The organism is Pseudomonas persica (genome assembly GCF_900291015.1).
Lineage (GTDB): Bacteria > Pseudomonadota > Gammaproteobacteria > Pseudomonadales > Pseudomonadaceae > Aquipseudomonas.
The window spans coordinates 239,933-258,736 of the sequence record NZ_OLKL01000051.1; the positions used below are offsets into that span (position 1 = coordinate 239,933).

An 18,804-nucleotide genomic window follows, 5' to 3' on the forward strand; every position below is an offset into this window, starting at 1 on the left:
GGATTACCACAGGCCTGAGAGCTGTGCGATCCCTGTGGGAGCTGGCTTGCCGGCGATGGGCCGCAAAGCGGCCCCGCTTTTCCTTGGCGATTACTGTGCCTGATAGATCTGGTCGAACACACCGCCATCATTGAAGAATTTCGGCTGTGCAGTCTTCCAGCCACCGAAGTCCTTGTCGATGGTCACAAGGTCAAGTTTAGGGAATTGCTTGCCGAACTCGGCAGCGACCTTTTCATCACGCGGGCGGTAGAAGTTCTCGGCGGCAATCTTCTGCCCGGCCGGGCTGTACAGGTGCTTGAGGTATTCGCTGGCGATCTCGGTATTGCCCTTCTTCTCGGCGTTCTTGTCCACTACTGCCACCGGCGGCTCGGCAAGGATCGACAGCGACGGTACGACGATGTCGAACTTGTCGGCGCCACCCTCTTCCTTCAGTGCCAGGAAGGCTTCGTTTTCCCAGGCCAGCAGCACGTCGCCCTGACCGTTGTTGACAAAGGTGATGGTCGAGCCGCGGGCGCCGGTATCCAGCACCGGTACGTGCTTGAACAGCTCCTGCACGTACTCCTTGGCCTTGTCTTCGCTACCGCCGGTCTTCAGGCCGTAGGCCCAGGCGGCGAGGAAGTTCCAGCGCGCGCCGCCGGAGGTTTTCGGGTTGGGGGTAATGACCGACACGTCCTTCTTGATCAGGTCGCCCCAGTCCTTGATGCCTTTCGGGTTGCCCTTGCGCACCAGGAACACGATGGTCGAGGTATACGGGGTGCTGGCATCCGGCAGGCGGGTCTGCCAGTTCTCCGGCAGGGTCTTGCCGAGCTTGGCAACTTCGTCGATATCGCCAGCCAGGGCCAGGGTCACCACGTCTGCACGCAGGCCGTCGATCACCGCACGGGCTTGCTTGCCCGAACCTCCGTGGGATTGCTGGATCTTCACCTTGTCGCCTGGATGGGCCTGCTGCCAGTGCTTGATGAACTCGGCGTTGTACTGCTGATACAGCTCGCGGGTCGGGTCGTAGGACACGTTCAGCAGTTCGTAGTCCTTGGCGATGGCGGAACCGGCAAAAACAGCACTGGCCAGGGCGGCGAGCGCATAACGGCGGATGGACATGGTGAAGCTCCCGATTGGCATTTTTCTGGTTTTGGATGTGTGCCGCGATCAGCCGGTCTTGTTGCCGGGCTGCTGCAGGCGGAACTTCTCCTTGCGCTCGATCTGCACGACCTGAGCGTTGTGCACAGTGATCTCCACCGCACCGAATCGCAGGTCACGCAACGCGCTCTGGATTTCCCGCAGAATGGTGGCTTCGTCCTGACCGTCGATGCTACGCAGGGATGCACTCATGCTCGTTCTCCTTGGAGTGAGGGTGCCGGGCTGAGGTTTGAAGAGGATTTGCGCCTGGCTTGAGGGCAATAGTAGTGAGGCACCGTTATTCTTAAAAATACTGTTTAAGAATTTTTATATAACCAAAACACCTGTGGGAGCGGATTCACCCGCGAATGCGGCGGTAGACTCACCATTGCATTCGCGGGTAAACCCGCTCCCACAGGGGCCATGCAGGGCTTCAGGCTTGTTTCTGCGGCTCGCGGATCTTGTACCAGGCCACATAAAGCGCTGGCAGGAACAGCAGCGTCAGCAGGGTGGCCACGATGATCCCGCCAATCATGGCGTAGGCCATCGGCCCCCAGAACACCTCACGGGCAATCGGGATCATGCCCAGGCTCGCCGCCGCCGCGGTCAGCAGGATCGGCCGACGCCGATGGTTGGTGGCTTCCACCACCGCATCCCACGGCGAGTAGCCCTGGGCTTCGAACTCGTCGATCTGGGTCACCAGGATCACCGAGTTACGAATGATGATGCCCGCCAGCGCGAGAATGCCGAGAATCGCCACGAAGCCCATGGGCGTACCTGTGGGCACCAGCGCAATGATCACGCCAATCAGCCCCAGCGGCGCCACGCTGACCACCAGGAACAGCTTCTGCACACTGTGCAGCTGGATCATCAGGAAGGTCGCCATCAGGAACAGCATCAGCGGGATGACCTTGCGGATCGGCCCTTGCGCCTTGGCGCTCTCCTCCACGGTACCGCCGGTAGCCACTTCGAAGCCCACCGGCAGCTTGCTGGCGAACTCGTCAATCTTCGGCTTCAGCTGGGCCACCAGGTCGGTGGGCTGGATGTCGCCGTTCACCGAAGCCTTGATGGTGATGGTCGGTTTGCGGTCACGCCGCCACACCAGCGGTTGCTCCAGCTCGTAGCGCACGGTGGCGAATGCCAGCAGCGGGATCGAGGTGCCGTTGGGCGTCAGAATCTGCAGGTTCTGCAGGGTATCGGGTGAACCACGCTCGCTGTCCTCGGCACGAGCGACCACGTCGACCAGGTAGATGTTGTCGTTGACCTGGGTAATCTGCACGCCGCTGACGATGCTGTTCATCACATTGGCCACGTTTTCCGACGACAGGCCCAGCTGGCGCGCCTTGTCCTGGGCGATTTCCACGCGCAGCACCTTACCCGGCTCGTTCCAGTCGTAGATCATCTCGCCGATATGCTCGTTCTGGTCGAGCAAGGTGGCCAGCTCGATAGCGTGCTTGCGCACCTCGTCGATATTGGCGCCGCTGACCCGATACTGGATCGGTCGGCCCACCGGCGGGCCCATTTCCAGCGATTGCACGTTGGTGCCGACGCCGACGAATTCTTCATGCAGGATCTTCTGCAGGCGGTCCATCATGGCCTGGCGCTCTTCGAAGCCCTTGCTGACGATCACCAGCTGCGCGTAGTACGGGTTCTGCAACTGTTGGTCGAGGGGCAGGTAGAAGCGGATCGCGCCCTGGCCGATATAGGTACTCCAGTGCACCAGGTCCGGGTCGTCCTTGATCCGCGCCTCGAAGCGGTCGACCACCTTGCGCGTTTCCTCGATCGAGGCGTTCTGCGGCAGGTTGAGGTCGACGAGGATTTCCGGGCGGTCCGAGGACGGGAAGAACTGGTTCTGCACGAAGCGCTCGCAGAAGATCGCCAAGGCGAACAGCACCACGGTGCCGATGATGGTCAGCCAGCGGTTGCGCATGCACCACAACAAACCATTCTCGAAGGCCCGGCCGACACGGCCCGGCTCGGCTTCATGGGGCTTGAGCTTGGCGCTGCTGAGAATGTGCACGCCGAGCACCGGGGCGAAGAACACTGCCACCACCCACGACACCATCAGCGCCACGGCAATCACCGCGAACAGCGTGTAGGTGTACTCACCCGCCGAACTGGCGTTGAGGCCGATCGGCACGAAGCCGGCCACCGTCACCAGGGTGCCGGTAAGCATGGGGAAGGCGGTGGAGGTATAGGCAAAAGTCGCCGCCTGCTCCTTGCTTTCGCCCATTTCCAGCCGTGTGACCATCACCTCCACGGTGATCATCGCATCGTCCACCAGCAGGCCCAGGGCGATGATCAGCGCCCCCAGCGAAATTCGCTGCATGGTGATCCCGCTGTATTCCATGAACACGAACACCATGGCCAGCACCAGCGGGATCGAGCAGGCCACCACCAGCCCGGCACGTACGCCGAGGCTGACGAAGCTCACCGCCAGCACGATCACCACCGCCTCGAACAGCGCACTGGTGAAGCCGCCGACCGCTTGCTTGACCACTACGGCCTGGTCGGAAACGGTGTGTACCCCGACACCCACCGGCAGGTCCTCGACTACTTGGTCCATGCGCTTTTTCAGCGCCGCACCGAACACCTGGATGTTGCCACCGGCCTTCATGCCGATGGCCAGGCCCAGCGCCGTCTGGCCGTTGTAGCGGAACATCGGCGAAGGGGGGTCGACGTAGCCGCGTTCGATATCGGCGATGTCGGCCAGGCGGAAGAAGCGGTCGTTGATCTTCAGGTTGACGGTTTGCAGGTCCTTTTCCGAGGTGAACTGCCCGGAGGTACGCACCGAGATACGTTCCGGCCCGGCCTCGATCACCCCGGCAGGGGTCACGGCGTTTTGCGATTGCAGGGCCTGCATGACCTGGCGCTGGTCGATGCCCAGGGCTGCCAGCTTGCGGGTGGAAAAGTTCAAATACAGCACTTCGTCCTGGGTGCCGATCAGCTCGATCTTGCCGATGTTGGGCACATCGCGCACTTCGGCCCGCGCCTGTTCCACGTAGTCGCGCAGCTGGCGCAGGGTCAGGCCGTCGGCGGTGAAGGCGTAGATCGAACCGAACACATCGCCGAATTCATCGTTGAACCCCGGCCCCTGGATGCCTGCCGGGAATTCGCCACGAATGTCGGAGATTTTCTTGCGCACCTGATACCAGATTTCCGGGATGTCCTTGGCCTTGGTGGTGTCGCGCAGGTACACGTAGACCGTGGATTCGCCAGGGCGGGTGTAGCTTTTGGTGTAATCGAGGGAGTCGAGTTCCTCCAGCTTCTTCTCGATACGGTCGGTGACCTGATACAGGGTTTCGTCCTGGGTCGCGCCGGGCCAGCGGGTCTGGATGACCATGGTCTTGATAGTGAACGACGGGTCTTCCTCACGGCCCAGGTTGAAGTAGGAAAAGACCCCCATCAGCAGGCCAACGAACATCAGGTACCAGACGAACGATTGATGCTTGAGTGCCCAGTCGGACAGGTTGAAGCTTCCTTTCATTGCGCATCCTCGTCGAAGGTGACCTTCTGCCCAGGCTTGAGGCTGTTGACGCCGGCGGTGACCACACGCTCGCCGGGCTGCACGCCTGCGGTCAGCACGATGCTGTCGGCGGTGCGGTCGATCAGGGCCACCTCACGGGTGGCCACGGTCTTCTGTTGCGGGTCGATCACCCACACCTGGGTCTTGCCATCCCGCTCGAGCAGGGCGCTCAGGGGCAGTTCACTGCGCGGCGTTACTGCCGAGCTGAGGGTCACGCTGATGGCGGTGCCCAGGTGGAACGCCGCCGGTGTGCTGGCCAGGGTCAGGCGCGCGCGGCGGGTGCGGGTGGTGGCGTCGGCCTGGGGCTCCAGCTCGCGCAGGCTGGCGGTGGTGTTGATGGTCGGGTCCAACTGTGAGGCAACGGTGAAGGTCAGGCCTTTGCTCAACTGCTCGGCGAGGCCGATCGGCAGGTCGATCACCGCTTCCTTCACATCCGGCCGGGCCAGGGTTACCACGGCCTGGCCAGCGGTGACGGTTTGCCCGGCTTCGGCCTGCCAGGCGGTGATTACCGCGGCGTGGTCGGTGCGCAGGGTGCTGTAGTCGAGCTGGTCACGCGCCTGGCTGAGCGCAGAGCGCGCCTGCTCCAATGCCGCACTGGTGGTTTTCAGGTTGGTCTGGGCGATATCCAGCTGGGCCTGGGCGCCTACGCCACGGTCGTAAAGCTGTTGCTGGCGGCGGGCATCGGCCTGGGCGTTGATCCACTGCGCCTGCACCTTGGCCAGGTCGCCTTCGGCGGCGCGCAACTGGTTCTGCTGGTCGGTCGGATCGAGGGTGGCCAAGGTGTCGCCCGGTTTCACCTGGGCCCCCACATCCAGCCACCGCCGGGCGATACGCCCGGAAACCCGGAAGCCCAGGGTGCTTTCGAAGCGCGCCTGGATACTGCCGGCGAAACGCCCCAGTTGCGACTGCACCTGGGGTTCGACCTTAATCGACAGCACCGGCCGAATCGGCTCCGGCACTTCGTCCTCGCTACTGCAGCCGGTCAACAGCACGCCGGCCGACAGCATCAGCAGCAGGCGCTTCATAGCTCACCCCCTTGAGCCTTGGCTTCGATCTTCTGTACCTGCATGCCGGGGTGCAGCAATTGCCCGCCATTGACCACCACGGTCTCGCCGCCCTTCAGGCCACTGGCGACCACTATTCGGCCGGTCAGATAGCGGCTGACTTCGACCTTGCGCAGTTCTACCTTGTCACCCTCACCCACTACCCAGACGGCGGGTTCATGCAGGGCCTTGGTCAGGGCCGACCATGGCAGCTCGATGCTAGGCCGCCCCTCGGCATTGGTGGTGGCGGTTACCGGCGCGCCCAGTTGCATCCCCCGTGGCACATCTTTGAGGCCTACCTTGACCTGCACCGTGCCGCTTTGCGCGGACACCGTGGGGGTGATTTCGCGCACGAAGCCACGGGCCTGGACCTTGGGGTCGTCCAGCAGGCTGACGATCACCCCGGCGTCGCTCGGCGGTGCCACCAGCAAGGATTCATAAACGTTGAACACCGCATCGCGGTCGCCATCGACGGCCAGGCTGAAGATCGGCATGGTCGCCTGCACCACCTGGCCGACCTCGGCCTGGCGCTCGGTGATTACGCCATCGGCCTCGGAGACCAGCGCCGTATAACTCAGTTGTTCGTTGGCGTTGGCCAGTTGCGCCTGTGCCGCCTTGAGCGCGCTCTGGTTGCTGCGCAGCGCGGCTTCGGCGGAATCGTATTCGCTCTGGCTGGTGTAACCCTTGGGCAACAGCTTTTGCTGGCGTACGAAGGCCGCGCTGGTCTGGGTGACCCGCGCCTGCGCGGCGAACACCTCGGCCTTGGCCGAGTCGACGTTGTTCTGCAGGTCTTTCGGGTCCAGCCGCGCCAGTACCTGGTTGGCCTTGACGTGGTCGCCAACGTCGACGCTACGCGAAATGATCTTGCCGCCCACGCGGAACGACAAGTCAGTCTGCACCCGCGCCTGCACATCTCCGGTCAAGGTGACCCTGGCAGCGAAATCGATGGGTGATACCTGTTGCACGCCTACGCGTGGCAGTGTTTCGGTGGTTTCTTCCTTACTACAGCCCGACAGCAGGGACACAAGCCCCAGGCAAACGACCAACAGCGGACGTTTCAACGTCATGCAGGCTCCTTGCTTGCGCGCAAATCATTCGTGGGATGCGAGTGTCAGCGTAGTTCAGGGTTGGACAAACATCACTGACGGGGATCAGTTCGGCATTTTCGGCGGCTGTGCGGGCCCTTTCGCGGGTGAACCCGCTCCCACAGGTATTGCGCAAGCCGTGAAAGCTGCACATGACCCTGTGGGAGCGGGTTTACCCGCGAAAGGGCCGGTACAGGTCAAACCTGAACTGAAGCCTTGTTCAGTCCCAGCTCAATGTCATCGATCAGTGCTTTGGCAAAACCACTCAGGATTCTGGCCGCACTACCAGCCAGCCGGTCATTCTCCATCTCGGCTTCGGTCGTCAGGTGATTGATGCACCCGAGCATGACTGAAAGTTCGGAGAAGGTATGGTTGAAGGGGATATTGGCCTGGACGCGGAAGAGGTCCATGCAGGTTTCTTTACCGACGGTGCTGCTTTGTGATGGGTGATTATTGGTCATGGTGGATCTCCTATATCGGGACAAGGAGTTGCCACCTTCATCTTTCTCACGGGTCAGGGCGGCAACCGTACGCGAGGTGAGAAACCGCGGATATAGGAACGCAGCCAGACCTAGGTCTGCCCGCGCACGGTTGCCATGAAGGAAGCACTATATCGTTGGGTTCTCACACCCAGTCACCAGAAACGGCGACCACACGACGTTATCCCTGGGGCATTTCCCCTACAACGGAGCAGCTTCCACACGGCTCGTAGGATAATTCCCAAGCTGGTCCAACTGAAGCCTTTGGTTCGAGTTGATGAAAAGTCGTACGCCTTGAGGGCCTCTTCGCGGGTGAACCCGCTCCCACAGGTATTGAGCAAGCCCTGAAGGCTGCACATGACCCTGTGGGAGCGGGTTCACCCGCGAAAGGGCCGGTACTGCCATCCACAAATCTCTGCCATATCCAGAAACCATCACCTACACAGCACCTGCATCTCAGCCACTACCTTTGAGAGGTCACCTGCTTTTCAAGGAAGAAGCCAATGTCGCGAGCCCAGTCTCACCTACTTCGCCGTGGTCGCTATTCAGAACTTGGCCGGCTCTATCTGCTGACCACCGCCACCCACCAGCGCAAGCCACTGTTCCATGACTTCCACCATGCCCGGTTGGTCATTCACCAACTGCGGCAATCAGACCAGGAACACGCCTGCCGTTCACTGGCCTGGGTGCTGATGCCCGACCATCTGCATTGGCTGATCGAGTTGAAAGGCACGACGCTGGGCACCTTGATGCGCAGGTTCAAGTCCAGGTCCAGTCTGGTTTTGCATCAGGCGGGGGTTGAGCATGATCCGGTATGGCAGCCTGGGTATCAGGACCGGGCACTAAGAAGGGAAGAGAGCATGGAGCATGTGGCCAGATACATTGTTGCCAATCCGTTGCGGGCCGGCTTGGTCAGAAGTGTCAGGGACTATCCGCATTGGGATGCAGTCTGGCTTTGAATGTGTGCAGGGGCATTCGCGGCGGTTCGGCGCCCCGATGAACCCGCTCCCACAGGTACTGCGCAGGCCTTGAAGACTGCACATGCCCCTGTGGGAGCGGGTTTACCCGCGAAGAGGCCGGGTCAGGCCGAAGCAGCCACCTGCGTCGGGCGCTTGACCTGTGGCTGCGAGGCGTTGGCCGCCGCACCCTCTTCGATCGCCTGCTGAATCGCCTTGCGACGAAGCTCTTCTGCACGGCGGCTGAAGAACCAGACGAAGAAGGTCACCAGCGACACCGACAGCAGGATCAGGCTGGCCACGGCGTTGATCTCCGGCTTCACGCCCAGGCGCACCGCCGAGAACACTTCCATCGGCAAGGTGGTCGAACCCGGGCCCGACACGAAGCTGGCCAGTACCAGGTCATCCAGCGACAGGGCGAACGACATCATGCCGCCCGCCGCCAGCGACGGCGCGATCATCGGGATGGTGATCAGGAAGAATACCTTCCACGGTTTGGCACCCAGGTCCATCGCCGCTTCCTCGATCGACAGGTCCAGCTCACGCAGGCGTGCCGACACCACCACCGCCACATACGCTGCACAGAACGTGGTGTGGGCGATCCAGATGGTGACGATGCCGCGCTCCTGCGGCCAGCCGATCATCTGCGCCATGGCCACGAACAGCAGCAACAGCGACAGACCGGTGATCACCTCGGGCATTACCAGCGGCGCGGTGACCAGGCCGCCGAACAGCGTGCGGCCCTTGAAGCGGGTGACCCGGGTCAGCACGAACGCCGCCAGGGTACCCAGCGCCACCGCCGCCACCGCCGTGTAGCAGGCGATTTCCAGCGAGCGCATCACCGAACCCATCAGCTGGGTGTTGTCGAGCAGGCCGACGTACCACTTGATCGACCAGCCGCCCCACACCGTCACCAGCTTGGAGGCGTTGAACGAGTAGATCACCAGAATCAGCATCGGCAGGTAGATAAACAGCAAGCCGAGCACCAGCATCAGCTTGGAGAAACTGAAGCGCTTCATGCCCTGCCCTCCATTTCTTTGGCCTGGCTGCGGTTGAACAGCAGGATCGGCACGATCAGGATCACCAGCATCACCACCGCCAGCGCAGATGCCACCGGCCAGTCACGGTTGTTGAAGAACTCTTGCCACAGCACCTTGCCGATCATCAGGGTTTCCGGGCCGCCGAGCAGTTCAGGGATCACGAACTCACCCACCACCGGGATGAACACCAGCATGCAACCGGCAATGATGCCGTTCTTCGACAGCGGCACGGTGATCTTCCAGAAGCTGTTGAAGGTGCTCGAACCCAGATCCGAAGCAGCCTCGAGCAGGCTCGGGTCGTGCTTCACCAGGTTGGCGAACAACGGCAGGATCATGAACGGCAGGTACGAATAGACCACGCCGATGTACACCGCCAGGTTGGTGTTGAGGATTTGCAGCGGCTGGTCGATCAACCCGGTCCACAGCAGGAAGCCGTTGAGCAGGCCGTTGTTGCTGAGTATGCCCATCCAGGCATAGACGCGGATCAGGATCGCGGTCCAGGTCGGCATCATGATCAGCAACAGCAAGACCGTCTGGGTCTCTTTCTTGGCATTGGCGATGGCATAGGCCATCGGGTAGCCGATCAGCAGGCACAACAGGGTGCTGAAGAAGGCCATCTTCAGCGAACCCAGGTAGGCCGAGATATACAGCTCATCCTCGGTCAGCAGGCCGTAGTTGGCCAGGTTGAGCACCAGCTGCAACTTGTCTTCGACATAGCTGTAGATTTCGGTATACGGCGGGATCGCCACGTCGGCTTCGGCGAAGCTGATCTTCAGCACGATGAAGAACGGCAGCATGAAGAACAGGAACAGCCAGATGAACGGCACGCCGATCACCAGGTGCCGCCCCTCCGGGGTAATACGCTGGAAGGCTCGCTTGAGCTTGCGCAGTTTCATGACCGCAGTACCACGCCGCTGTCGTCTTCCCACCACACGTACACTTCATCGCCCCAGGTCGGGCGGGTGCCCTGGCGCTCGGCGTTGGCGACGAACGACTGGACGACCTTGCCGCTCGGCAGCTCGACGTAGAACACCGAGTGGCCACCCAGGTAGGCAATGTCGTGAACCTTGCCGCGCGACCAGTTGTGTTCGCAGGTCGGTTGCTCGGTGGTGACCAGCATCTTTTCCGGGCGCAGGGCGTAGGTAATGTGCTTGTCTTCCACCGAAGTGGTGATGCCGTGGCCGACATAGATCTTGCGCTCCAGCTCCGGGCTGGCAATGATCGCGTGGCCTTCGGCGTCGTCGACCACATCACCTTCGAACAGGTTGACGTTGCCGATGAACTCGCACACCAGGCGGCTGGTAGGCGTCTCGTAGATGTCCACCGGCGAGCCGATCTGGGCGATCCAGCCCAGGTGCATGATGGCGATGCGCTCGGCCATGGTCATGGCCTCTTCCTGGTCGTGGGTCACCATCACGCAGGTCACGCCCACGCGCTCGATAATCTCCACCAGTTCCAGCTGCATCTGCGAACGCAGTTTCTTGTCCAGTGCGCCCATCGGCTCGTCGAGCAGCAGCAGCTTGGGGCGTTTGGCCAGCGAGCGGGCCAGGGCCACGCGCTGGCGCTGGCCACCGGACAGCTGGTGCGGCTTGCGCTTGGCGTACTGGGTCATGTGCACCAGCTTGAGCATCTCGGCCACGCGGGCGTCGATCTCGGTCTTGGGCATCTTGTCCTGCTGCAGGCCGAAGGCGATGTTCTGCGCCACGGTCATGTGCGGGAACAGCGCGTAGGACTGGAACATCATGTTGATCGGCCGCTCGTAGGGCGGCATGTCGGTGATGTCGACGCCATCGAGGAGGATCCGCCCTTCGGTCGGGCGCTCGAAGCCGGCCAGCATGCGCAGCAAGGTGGACTTGCCGGAACCGGAGCCACCCAGCAGGGCGAATATCTCGCCCTTGCGGATTTCCAGGGACACATCGTCCACGGCTACCGTTTCGTCGAACTTTTTCGTAACCCGGTCGATCTTGACCAGCACCTGCTTGGGTTGCTGGCCACCCTCGAGGGCTTTTTTATAGGCACCGGAGGCAACTGCCATGAGTGAAACTCCCAACAAGATTTTTGTGCCCGCGAGCCCTGTTCTTCCAGGGGCCGCCGCGGGCCTGGATTTTTACTTGCCCGACTTGACCTTGGTCCAGCTACGGGTCATCAGCCGTTGCACCTTGGGTGGCAACTCTGAGTTCACGAACATCTTGTTCAGCACTTCCTGCGGTGGGTAAACCGCGGCGTCAGTCCTCACGGCCTGGTCCATCAGGTCGCCAGCCTTGGGGTTCGGGTTGGCGTAACCGACGTAATCACTGACCTGGGCGATAACCTCAGGCTTCAGCAAATAGTTGATGAAGGCATGCGCCTCTTTGACGTTCCTGGCGTCCTTGGGGATCGCCAGCACGTCGAACCAGAGGTTGCCGCCTTCCTTGGGAATGGCGTAGGCCAGGTTCACGCCCTTTTTCGCTTCTTCAGCGCGGGCCTTGGCCTGGAACACATCACCCGAGAAACCTGCCGCGACGCAGATGTCGCCGTTGGCCAGGTCGGTGATGTACTTGGACGAGTGGAAGTAGGTCACGTAGGGGCGTACCGCCAGCAGTTTCTTCTCGGCGGCCTGGTAGTCCTTGGCATTGGTGCTGTTGGGGTCCAGCCCCATGTAGTTGAGCACCGCCGGCAGCATTTCGTCCGCCGAGTCGAGGAAGGCCACGCCGCACTTGGCGAGCTTCTTCATGTTCTCGGGTTCGAACAGCACGGCCCAGGAGTCGATGGTGTCCACGCCCAGCGCGGCCTTCACCTTGTCGACGTTATAACCGATGCCGTTGGTGCCCCACAGGTAAGGCACGGCGTACTGGTTGCCCGGGTCGTTTCTTTCCAGACGCTTCATCAGCGCCGGGTCCAGGTTGGAATAATTGGGCAGCAGGTTCTTGTCGAGCTTCTGGAACGCGCCCGCCTTGATCTGCTTGCCGAGGAAATGGTTGGACGGCACCACCACGTCATAGCCAGTGTTGCCGGCCAGCAGCTTGCCTTCCAGGGTTTCGTTGGAGTCGAACACGTCTTGCACGGGCTTGATGCCCGTGGCTTTCTCGAAGTCCGCGAGTGTGGTCGGGCCGATGTAGTCGGACCAGTTGTAGAAGTGCACCGTAGGCGCCGCTTGGACGCTGCATGCCAGCGTCAGGCCCGCTCCAGCCATCAAGGCCTTGCGGAATGCAGAAATAGACAAGTGGGTGGTCCTCACAATCAGTGCCTGGGTAGCGACAATGCTGCCGCACACGCAAAACCGGCGCGCAACTTACCTTCGCAGCTTCGATGCCGCAATCATCAATTGCCGTTCACTGCCTCTGGGCCGGGAACCCCCGGCCCAGAGGTGCCGCATCGGGCTTATTTGCCCGACTTGATCTTGGTCCAGCTGCGGGTGATCACACGCTGGGCCGAAGCTTCAGGCGCCGCGATCGCGTACAGCTGCTTCTTCACTTCAGCAGGCGGGTAGATGCTCGGGTCGCTGGTGATCTCTTTGTCCACGAACTGGGTGGCAGCAGCGTTACCGTTCGGGAAACGCACGGCGTTGGTGATTTCAGCCATGATTTCCGGCTGCATCAGGAAGTTCATGAACTGGTAGGCAGCGTCTTTATGCTCGGCATCTTTAGGGATGGCGACCATGTCGTAGAAGGTACCGGCACCTTCCTTCGGAATGACGTAGTCCACTTTGACCTTGTCGCCGGCTTCATGGGCGCGGGCCTTGGACTGCTCCAGGTCACCCGAGTAACCGACGGCTACACAGATGTTGCCGTTGGCCATGTCGCCGATGTACTTGGACGAGTGGAAGTAGGTGATCGAAGGACGGATCTTGAGGAACAGGTCCTCGGCGGCCTTCAGGTCTTCTTTCTTGGTGCTGTCGGTCGGTTTGCCGAGGTAGTGCAGCGCAGCCGGGAGCATTTCGGTCGGGGCGTCGAGGAAGCTCACGCCGCAGCTCTTGAGCTTGGCGATGTTCTCGGGCTTGAACACCACGTCCCACGAATCGATCTTGTCCACGCCCAGCGCAGCCTTGACCTTCTCCGGGTTGTAGCCGATGCCGATCGAGCCCCACATGTACGGGAAGGCGTGCTTGTTGTCCTTGTCGCTGGCATCGCCAACGGCCTTGAGCAGGTCGGTGTCGAGGTTCTTCCAGTTTGGCAGCTTGGAACGGTCCAGTTCCTCGTACACACCAGCCTTGATCTGCTTGGCCAGGAAGTTGTTGGACGGCACGACGATGTCATAGCCGGACTTGCCTGCCAGCAGCTTGGCTTCGAGGGTTTCGTTACTGTCGAAGACGTCGTACTTGACCTTGATGCCGGTCTGCTTCTCGAACTTGGCAATGGTGTCCGGAGCGATGTAGTCCGACCAGTTATAGACGTTCAACACTTTGTCTTCAGCCTGAACAGCGGAGGCCATGGCACCCATCAGGGCGGCGGCCAGCAACGTCTTGCCCATTTTATTCATGCGTAATGCTCCAGAATTTTTTATTTAGCCATCTGTTCAGCAGCCAGAACCTACGGTGCAGAGCGCGCGGCGACTGAAACAGTCGCTAGTCTGGCAAGTTACAAGGCCCTGTATCAAGGAAAGCAGGGCCTTGTAACGACTTAATGTCACATCGCTAGCCTAGCAAACTGTCAACGGATCGCTTCGAGCGTCAAATCCAGACACTTGCGGGCCTTTTCAATCAACTCGTCGATCTCTGCATGGCTGATCACCAGCGGTGGCGCGATGATCATGGTGTCACCCACCGCACGCATGATCAGGCCGTTGTCAAAGCAGAAGGTGCGGCAGATCATGCCCACACCCTTGCCTTCGAAACGGCTGCGGGTGGCCTTGTCCTTGACCAGCTCGATCGCGCCGAGCAGGCCCAGGCCGCGTACCTCGCCCACCAGCGGGTGGTCCTGCAGTTCACGCAAACGCTTTTGCAAATACGGTGCCGCTTCGGTGCGCACCTTCTCGACGATTTTCTCGTCGCGCAGGATGCGCAGGTTTTCCAGGCCCACCGCGGCCGCCACCGGGTGGCCGGAGTAGGTGAAGCCGTGGTTGAAGTCGCCGCCTTCGCTGAGTACCTGGGCCACGCTGTCACGCACGATCACACCACCCATGGGGATGTAACCGGAAGTCAGGCCCTTGGCGATGGTCATCAGGTCCGGCTTGAGGTCGTAGTAGTCGGAGCCGAACCACTCGCCGGTACGGCCGAAACCGCAGATCACTTCGTCAGCGACGAACAGGATGTCGTACCGGGCGAGGATCTCCTTCACCTTCGGCCAGTAGGTTTCCGGCGGGATGATCACGCCGCCGGCGCCCTGGATCGGCTCGGCGATGAAGGCCGCGACGTTGTCTTCGCCGACTTCGAGGATTTTCTTCTCCAGCTGCTCGGCTGCCCACACCCCGAATTCATCCGGGGTCATGTCGCCGCCTTCGCCGAACCAGTATGGCTGCGGGATATGCACGATGCCCGGGATCGGCAGGCCACCCTGCTCGTGCATGCCGCTCATGCCGCCCAGGCTGGCACCGGCCACGGTGGAGCCGTGGTAACCGTTGATGCGGCCGATGATGGTCTGCTTCTGTGGCTTGCCTTTCAGCGCCCAGTAGTGGCGGACCATGCGCAGCACGGTGTCGTTGCCTTCGGAGCCGGAGCCGGTGAAGAACACATGGGTCATGCCTTGCGGCGCCACGTCGGAGATCGCCTTGGCCAGCTCCAGCGCAGGCGGGTGGGCAGTCTGGAAGAACAGGTTGTAGTACGGCAGTTCACGCATCTGCTTTTCTGCCGCCTGCACCAGTTCTTCACGGCCATAACCCACTGCCACGCACCACAGGCCAGCCATGCCGTCGAGGATCTTGTGCCCCTCGCTATCCCACAAATGCACACCCTGGGCCTTGGTGATGATGCGCGGCCCCTTCTCCTTCAGCTGCTTGTAATCACTGAAGGGCGCGAGGTGATGCTCCCCGCTCAGGGTTTGCCATTCACGGGTTTGCGGGTTGTTGACGCTCATGTGCTTCTCCGTTGTTCGACAGCCGCGTCCTGCGGCACCAGGTTTGATCAGACAGCAAACAGCAGGAACTCACGCTCCCAGGAACTGATGACACGCTTGAAGTTCTCGTGTTCGGCGCGCTTGGTGGCGACGTAGCCGGTGATGAACTTCTTGCCCAGGTACTGCACCAGCGCACGGCTGTTTTCCATGCGTTCCAGGGCATCTTCGATGGTCAGTGGCAGGCGCAGGTTGCGGCGTTCGTAGCCACGGCCCTGCACCGGCGCGCTGGCGTCGATGCCTTCGACCATGCCGATGTAGCCACACAGCAGGCTGGCGGCAATGGCCAGGTAAGGGTTGGCGTCGGCGCCTGGCAGGCGGTTCTCGACCCGACGGCTTTGCGGGCCGGCGTCCGGCACGCGCAGGCCGACGGTACGGTTTTCCTCACCCCACTCCACGTTCACCGGCGCCGAGGTGTCGGGCAGGAAGCGGCGGAACGAGTTGACGTTGGGGGCGAACAGCGGCAACGCCTCGGGGATGAACTTCTGCAGGCCACCGATGTGGTGCAGGAACAGTTCGCTCATGCTGCCGTCATCATTGCTGAAGATGTTCTTGCCGGTGGCCACGTCGACCACGCTCTGGTGCAAGTGCATGGCACTGCCCGGCTCGCCGGTCATGGGCTTGGCCATGAAGGTGGCGGCCACGTTGTGCTTGAGCGCGGCCTCGCGCATGGTGCGCTTGAACACCAGGATCTGGTCGGCCAGGTGCAGGGCATTGCCATGACGGAAGTTGATCTCCATCTGCGCCGTGCCGTCTTCATGGATCAGCGTGTCGAGGTCCAGCTGCTGCAGTTCGCACCAGTCGTAGACGTCTTCGAACAGCGGGTCGAATTCGTTGGCGGCCTCGATCGAGAACGACTGGCGACCGGTTTCCGGGCGGCCCGAACGGCCAACCGGGGGCTGCAGCGGGAAGTCCGGGTCTTCGCTGCGCTTGGTCAGGTAGAACTCCATCTCCGGCGCGACGATCGGCTGCCAGCCCTTGTCTGCATAGAGCTTGAGGACTTTCTTCAGCACATTGCGCGGCGACAGCTCGACCGGGTTGCCCTTCTTGTCGTAAGTGTCGTGGATCACCTGGGCGGTCGGCTCGATGGCCCACGGCACCAGGAACACGGCGTTCTCGTCGGGGCGGCAGATCATGTCGATGTCCGCCGGGTCGAGCAGTTCGTAATAGATGTCGTCGTCGACGTAGTCGCCGGTCACGGTCTGCAGCAGTACGCTCTCGGGCAGGCGCATGCCTTTTTCGGCGATGAATTTGTTGGTAGGCGAAATCTTGCCGCGCGTGATGCCGGTCAGGTCACTGATCATGCATTCGACTTCGGTAATCTTGTGCTCTTTCAACCAATCGGTGAGCTGGTCGAGGTTGTTACTCATAAATACCTCAGGAGGTAAGGTGGTCCGCAGCTTGATTCTGGATGGAGTGGATTGCTAAAGCAAAAACCCCCGCGCAGAGCCGCAGTGGATACACTGAAAACAGGTGCATCCGTAATGAGTTCGAAAGGCAGGAAGACGAAACGAAGGGCGGCAAGCCGCTACGAGGGCAGGTCCGGGAGCGCCAAACGTCAATTATTGCGGCCAGGGCGGCCACGCCATTGACGAAGCTTGCAAAAATGACTGAGGTACCCGATGGCACTGCGCAGGCAGTGCTTTCAGGTCGCGGCAAGCGGACCATGTGACCCTCGTATTATTGTGTTTTGGGTTGAGACCGAGCTTAGCCTTGTTCATTTTTTTACACAACACCTCCGTAAAAAATAAAACACGGCTTGTCGGAGATAGCCCTTTCCACGGGAAATAGCGGATAATGGTTTGCCCCGATATGCAGCAAATCTGCCGTCGATGTGCCATTTCAGGGCATCATGGGGTTGGCTTGACATCAGTTTGTCTTTTCGATTGACTGGTCTTGCAAGCCCCCCTTGATTGATATTTTTAACAACAAAGGTGTTGCATCATGTCGGTACCCCCGCGTGCCGTTCAGCTTAACGAAGCGAACGCGTTCCTTAAGGAACATCCTGAGGTTCTCTACGTTGACCTTCTGATTGCAGATATGAATGGTGTGGTGCGTGGCAAGCGCATAGAGCGCACCAGCCTCCACAAGGTTTACGAGAAAGGCATCAACCTGCCTGCCTCCCTCTTCGCCCTGGACATCAACGGTTCCACCGTCGAAAGCACCGGGCTGGGCCTGGACATCGGCGATGCTGACCGCATCTGCTATCCGATCCCCGACACGCTCTGTAATGAGCCGTGGCAAAAGCGCCCCACCGCCCAGCTGCTGATGACCATGCACGAGCTGGAAGGCGAGCCGTTCTTCGCCGACCCGCGCGAAGTGCTGCGCCAGGTGGTGAGCAAGTTCAGCGAAATGGGCCTGACCATCTGCGCTGCATTCGAGCTGGAGTTCTACCTGATCGATCAGGAGAACGTGAACGGCCGCCCGCAGCCGCCACGCTCGCCAATTTCGGGCAAACGCCCACAGTCGACCCAGGTGTACCTGATCGACGACCTCGACGAATATGCCGACTGCCTGCAGGACATCCTCGAAGGCGCGAAGGAGCAAGGCATCCCGGCCGACGCCATCGTCAAGGAAAGTGCCCCGGCGCAGTTCGAAGTCAACCTGCACCACGTGGCCGACCCGCTCAAGGCCTGCGACTACGCGGTACTGCTCAAGCGGTTGATCAAGAACATCGCCTACGACCATGAGATGGACACCACCTTCATGGCCAAGCCCTACCCGGGCCAGGCAGGTAACGGCCTGCATGTACACATTTCCGTGCTGGACAAAGATGGCAACAACATCTTCACCAGCGAGGATCCCGAGCAGAACGCCGCGCTACGTCACGCTATCGGCGGTGTGCTCGAGACCCTGCCAGCGTCCATGGCGTTCCTTTGCCCGAACGTCAACTCGTACCGCCGCTTCGGCGCGCAGTTCTATGTACCGAACGCGCCGAGCTGGGGCCTGGACAACCGCACCGTGGCCCTGCGCGTGCCGACCGGCTCGCCGGACGCCGTGCGCATCGAGCACCGCGTGGCCGGTGCCGACGCCAACCCGTACCTGATGATGGCTGCCGTGCTGGCCGGTGTGCACCATGGCCTGACCAACAAGGTCGAGCCAGGTGCGCCGATCGAAGGCAACTCGTACGAGCAGTTGGAGCAGAGCCTGCCGAACAACCTGCGCGATGCCCTGCGCGAGCTGGACGACAGCGAGATCCTGAACAAGTACATCGATCCGAAGTACATCGACATCTTCGTCGCGTGCAAGGAGAGCGAGCTGGAGGAGTTCGAGCACTCGATCTCCGACCTCGAGTACAACTGGTACCTGCATACCGTGTAAACGATAACGCCGCCCCCAAGGGCGGCGTTTTTGTTCGAGGTCGGTGTCGCCTGCTTCGCGGGTAAACCCGCTCCCACAGGGACCGCGCCGGCCTCAGGTCCAGTGAAGATCCTGTGAGAGCGGGTTCACCCGTGCCATGCACCGCGTTGGATTCTTCGCGGCTAAAGCCGCTCCCACAGGATGCACGGACCGCTTGCAAATTCAGTTCTCTA

General features: G+C 61.2%; 15 protein-coding genes. 2 read left to right on the forward strand and 13 right to left on the reverse strand.

Annotated features, from left to right (window positions below):
• Positions 1 to 90: 90 nt before the first annotated feature.
• The 6 genes from FQ664_RS24950 to FQ664_RS24980 form a co-directional block, all read right to left on the reverse strand.
• The gene (locus tag FQ664_RS24950; protein WP_144175625.1) at positions 91 to 1,098 is read right to left on the reverse strand and encodes a sulfate ABC transporter substrate-binding protein; all 1,008 of its coding nucleotides are present in this window, start codon (positions 1,096 to 1,098) and stop codon (positions 91 to 93) included.
• A gap of 48 nt (positions 1,099 to 1,146) precedes the next feature.
• Positions 1,147 to 1,329 (reverse strand): sulfur starvation response protein OscA, encoded by a 183-nt coding sequence (gene oscA, locus FQ664_RS24955; protein WP_003258557.1) that lies wholly within the window; start codon positions 1,327 to 1,329, stop codon positions 1,147 to 1,149.
• 220 nt (positions 1,330 to 1,549) lie between these two features.
• Positions 1,550 to 4,603 carry an efflux RND transporter permease subunit gene (locus FQ664_RS24960; RefSeq protein WP_144175627.1) on the reverse strand — a complete coding sequence of 1,018 codons (3,054 nt, stop codon included), beginning with the start codon at positions 4,601 to 4,603 and terminating at the stop codon, positions 1,550 to 1,552.
• On the reverse strand, positions 4,600 to 5,667 hold the full coding sequence (locus tag FQ664_RS24965; protein WP_144175629.1) for an efflux RND transporter periplasmic adaptor subunit: 1,068 nt from the start codon (positions 5,665 to 5,667) through the stop codon (positions 4,600 to 4,602). Before FQ664_RS24965 ends, FQ664_RS24960 begins: the two co-directional genes overlap by 4 nt.
• Positions 5,664 to 6,752 carry an efflux RND transporter periplasmic adaptor subunit gene (locus FQ664_RS24970; RefSeq protein ID WP_144175631.1) on the reverse strand — a complete coding sequence of 363 codons (1,089 nt, stop codon included), beginning with the start codon at positions 6,750 to 6,752 and terminating at the stop codon, positions 5,664 to 5,666. The genes FQ664_RS24965 and FQ664_RS24970 overlap by 4 nt, the downstream gene beginning before the upstream one ends.
• 215 nt (positions 6,753 to 6,967) lie before the next feature.
• On the reverse strand, positions 6,968 to 7,180 hold the full coding sequence (locus FQ664_RS24980) for a DUF3077 domain-containing protein (protein WP_144175760.1): 213 nt from the start codon (positions 7,178 to 7,180) through the stop codon (positions 6,968 to 6,970).
• A gap of 572 nt (positions 7,181 to 7,752) precedes the next feature.
• Here FQ664_RS24980 and FQ664_RS24990 point away from each other — a divergent pair.
• The gene (locus tag FQ664_RS24990; RefSeq protein WP_144175635.1) at positions 7,753 to 8,208 is read left to right on the forward strand and encodes an REP-associated tyrosine transposase; all 456 of its coding nucleotides are present in this window, start codon (positions 7,753 to 7,755) and stop codon (positions 8,206 to 8,208) included.
• A 122-nt stretch (positions 8,209 to 8,330) separates the two neighbouring features.
• Here FQ664_RS24990 and FQ664_RS24995 read toward each other — a convergent pair whose 3' ends face one another.
• From FQ664_RS24995 to FQ664_RS25025, 7 genes are all read right to left on the reverse strand, one after another.
• Positions 8,331 to 9,224, reverse strand: coding sequence for an ABC transporter permease subunit (locus FQ664_RS24995; protein ID WP_144175637.1), 894 nt, complete (start codon positions 9,222 to 9,224; stop codon positions 8,331 to 8,333).
• The gene (locus FQ664_RS25000) at positions 9,221 to 10,141 is read right to left on the reverse strand and encodes an ABC transporter permease subunit (protein ID WP_144175639.1); all 921 of its coding nucleotides are present in this window, start codon (positions 10,139 to 10,141) and stop codon (positions 9,221 to 9,223) included. The genes FQ664_RS24995 and FQ664_RS25000 overlap by 4 nt, the downstream gene beginning before the upstream one ends.
• Entirely contained in the window at positions 10,138 to 11,280 is a 1,143-nt protein-coding gene (potA, locus tag FQ664_RS25005) for a polyamine ABC transporter ATP-binding protein (RefSeq protein WP_144175641.1), read from the reverse strand. The genes FQ664_RS25000 and potA overlap by 4 nt, the downstream gene beginning before the upstream one ends.
• 72 nt (positions 11,281 to 11,352) lie before the next feature.
• Positions 11,353 to 12,447: a polyamine ABC transporter substrate-binding protein gene (locus FQ664_RS25010; RefSeq protein ID WP_144175643.1), complete on the reverse strand. Its 1,095-nt coding sequence runs from the start codon at positions 12,445 to 12,447 to the stop codon at positions 11,353 to 11,355.
• A 158-nt stretch (positions 12,448 to 12,605) separates the two neighbouring features.
• Positions 12,606 to 13,703 (reverse strand): polyamine ABC transporter substrate-binding protein, encoded by a 1,098-nt coding sequence (locus FQ664_RS25015; RefSeq protein WP_144175645.1) that lies wholly within the window; start codon positions 13,701 to 13,703, stop codon positions 12,606 to 12,608.
• Positions 13,704 to 13,873: 170 nt separating this feature from the next.
• Positions 13,874 to 15,235 (reverse strand): aspartate aminotransferase family protein, encoded by a 1,362-nt coding sequence (locus tag FQ664_RS25020; protein ID WP_144175647.1) that lies wholly within the window; start codon positions 15,233 to 15,235, stop codon positions 13,874 to 13,876.
• Positions 15,236 to 15,282: 47 nt separating this feature from the next.
• On the reverse strand, positions 15,283 to 16,641 hold the full coding sequence (locus tag FQ664_RS25025) for a glutamine synthetase family protein (protein WP_013974708.1): 1,359 nt from the start codon (positions 16,639 to 16,641) through the stop codon (positions 15,283 to 15,285).
• Between the two features lie 574 nt (positions 16,642 to 17,215).
• Between FQ664_RS25025 and FQ664_RS25035 the strand changes: the two genes are divergently transcribed.
• Positions 17,216 to 18,592, forward strand: coding sequence for a glutamine synthetase family protein (locus FQ664_RS25035; RefSeq protein ID WP_144175651.1), 1,377 nt, complete (start codon positions 17,216 to 17,218; stop codon positions 18,590 to 18,592).
• Positions 18,593 to 18,804: the final 212 nt, after the last annotated feature.

Coding starts and splice junctions, on each gene's coding strand:
- FQ664_RS24970 (WP_144175631.1), bottom strand. CDS start 6,752: ATGACGTTGAAACGTCCGCTGTTGGTCGTTTGCCTGGGGCTTGTGTCC.
- oscA (WP_003258557.1), bottom strand. CDS start 1,329: ATGAGTGCATCCCTGCGTAGCATCGACGGTCAGGACGAAGCCACCATT.
- FQ664_RS25000 (WP_144175639.1), bottom strand. CDS start 10,141: ATGAAACTGCGCAAGCTCAAGCGAGCCTTCCAGCGTATTACCCCGGAG.
- FQ664_RS24965 (WP_144175629.1), bottom strand. CDS start 5,667: ATGAAGCGCCTGCTGCTGATGCTGTCGGCCGGCGTGCTGTTGACCGGC.
- FQ664_RS24980 (WP_144175760.1), bottom strand. CDS start 7,180: ATGGACCTCTTCCGCGTCCAGGCCAATATCCCCTTCAACCATACCTTC.
- FQ664_RS24995 (WP_144175637.1), bottom strand. CDS start 9,224: ATGAAGCGCTTCAGTTTCTCCAAGCTGATGCTGGTGCTCGGCTTGCTG.
- FQ664_RS24990 (WP_144175635.1), top strand. CDS start 7,753: ATGTCGCGAGCCCAGTCTCACCTACTTCGCCGTGGTCGCTATTCAGAA.
- FQ664_RS24950 (WP_144175625.1), bottom strand. CDS start 1,098: ATGTCCATCCGCCGTTATGCGCTCGCCGCCCTGGCCAGTGCTGTTTTT.
- FQ664_RS25025 (WP_013974708.1), bottom strand. CDS start 16,641: ATGAGTAACAACCTCGACCAGCTCACCGATTGGTTGAAAGAGCACAAG.
- FQ664_RS24960 (WP_144175627.1), bottom strand. CDS start 4,603: ATGAAAGGAAGCTTCAACCTGTCCGACTGGGCACTCAAGCATCAATCG.
- FQ664_RS25015 (WP_144175645.1), bottom strand. CDS start 13,703: ATGAATAAAATGGGCAAGACGTTGCTGGCCGCCGCCCTGATGGGTGCC.
- potA (WP_144175641.1), bottom strand. CDS start 11,280: ATGGCAGTTGCCTCCGGTGCCTATAAAAAAGCCCTCGAGGGTGGCCAG.
- FQ664_RS25020 (WP_144175647.1), bottom strand. CDS start 15,235: ATGAGCGTCAACAACCCGCAAACCCGTGAATGGCAAACCCTGAGCGGG.
- FQ664_RS25035 (WP_144175651.1), top strand. CDS start 17,216: ATGTCGGTACCCCCGCGTGCCGTTCAGCTTAACGAAGCGAACGCGTTC.